We start from the raw sequence: 1,422 nt of genomic DNA, 5'->3' as shown, positions 1-1,422 counted from the left end.
ATCTGATGTCTGCATCGCCAAAATTTACGCCCAAACCGTCAGGCAGGCAACTGTAGCCCAGTTAACGTGACAACACCGTCAGCGGTTCATACCCTTTCAAGGCTTTAGGGTTTAGACAACATGTTCAAGTCGCTGCTTGATGAAGCCACTCGAAAAACTGTGCGCCGATGATAGTGGGTTTAATCGACTGATGTCGTAACAGATAGTATGATTTGTCGCTTCTTATCTTCAAATCGGGTAGGGGCGGGATAAGATCACCACGTTGAACTGCGTTCTCAGTCAACTCCAGAGCGCAGAGAGCAATCCCATTGCCTTCGATAGCCGCCTGCTCCAATAAAGCGGTATCGCCAATTATATGTCCCTTTCGGAAGTCAAGAGCAGAAAGATTAAAGCTTCCAGCTAATCTTGCCCATTCGCTGTAATCTCGATCGTGAAGCAAAGGAAAGCGTGCCAAATTTTCTGCCGTTACTTGACCATGCTCGTTCAAGAATGAACGGGAACACATTGGGGTAAAAGTCAGATCCATTAGTGGTTCACAATAAAACCCAGGCCAGCTGTTCTCATGACCCCATTTTATCGCAATCTCTGTATTGCCAGAGAATTCCAGTTTCTTGTCGGAAAGGTTTATCTGAAGTTTCAGGTCGGGATGATCTAACAGAAATGATTTCAGGCGCGGTGCGAGCCACTTCGTTCCGAAGGCCGGTTCGACTTCGATTTCCAGACGCGTGTGGTTGGGATTTTGCCTAATGTTGCCGAATACATTTTCCAATGAGTTCAATGCTGAATGAATATCGCTGTACAGTCTGTCTCCCGCTTCGCTCGCGTTAACGTTACGCGGGGATCTATCAAATAGTACTACGTCAAGCTCGTCCTCGAGGCGTTTTATGCGGTGGCTCACAGCAGATTGAGTCAGATGCAGTTTCTCAGCCGCCGTCGAAAAGTTTCTGCATTGGAATACCGCGATGAACGTCTGAAGCAGTTCTATACTGGGAACTCTAAATGCCGTCATGATGATGTTCCGTCATGTTCATTATGTTGGTATTTCGTTTCCCGTGAGTTTGTGACGCGTCTAATCCTGTCTCCATCGACATTTCCTAGATTACATTTCGTTTGTTAAACAGGACAAAGAGACATGACGTTAAACTCGAACATCGGTAACGAATGGCAAAAGAAGGATGAAGCGACTTTGCGAATAGAGCTTGCCGCAGCGTTCCGTCTTGCGGTGCTGAATGACTGGCATGAAAGCGTGTCTAATCACTTCAGCTTGGCACTCTCTGACGATGGTCGACGATTTCTCATGAACCCTCGCTGGCGCCATTTTTCCAGGGTTAAGTCTTCTGATCTGCTAGGCCGTAAACTCATAAAACTGCTTGGCATTTGAATGAGCTGATGATTCAAAGGCCTCTCGAAAGGGAGGCTTTT

Annotated in this window: 2 protein-coding genes; one reads left to right on the top strand and one right to left on the bottom strand. The window is 46.8% G+C overall.

Features of this window, described 5'->3' with window-relative positions; all coding sequences use genetic code 11:
• Positions 1-124: 124 nt before the first annotated feature.
• The gene (locus tag HWD97_RS24130; RefSeq protein ID WP_371835792.1) at positions 125-1,009 is read right to left on the bottom strand and encodes a LysR substrate-binding domain-containing protein; all 885 of its coding nucleotides are present in this window, start codon (positions 1,007-1,009) and stop codon (positions 125-127) included.
• A 123-nt stretch (positions 1,010-1,132) separates the two neighbouring features.
• On the opposite strand from HWD97_RS24130, the gene HWD97_RS24125 reads away from it, so the two are divergent.
• On the top strand, positions 1,133-1,381 hold the full coding sequence (locus tag HWD97_RS24125; protein ID WP_371835791.1) for a class II aldolase/adducin family protein: 249 nt from the start codon (positions 1,133-1,135) through the stop codon (positions 1,379-1,381).
• The last annotated feature ends 41 nt before the right edge of the window (positions 1,382-1,422 follow it).

It is taken from the genome of Ochrobactrum sp. C6C9 (genome assembly GCF_022627935.1).
Classification (GTDB): Bacteria; Pseudomonadota; Alphaproteobacteria; order Rhizobiales; family Rhizobiaceae; genus Brucella; species Brucella teleogrylli.
The sequence above is the reverse complement of the archived record's forward strand: the minus strand, read 5'-3'. Positions and strand labels throughout refer to the sequence as shown.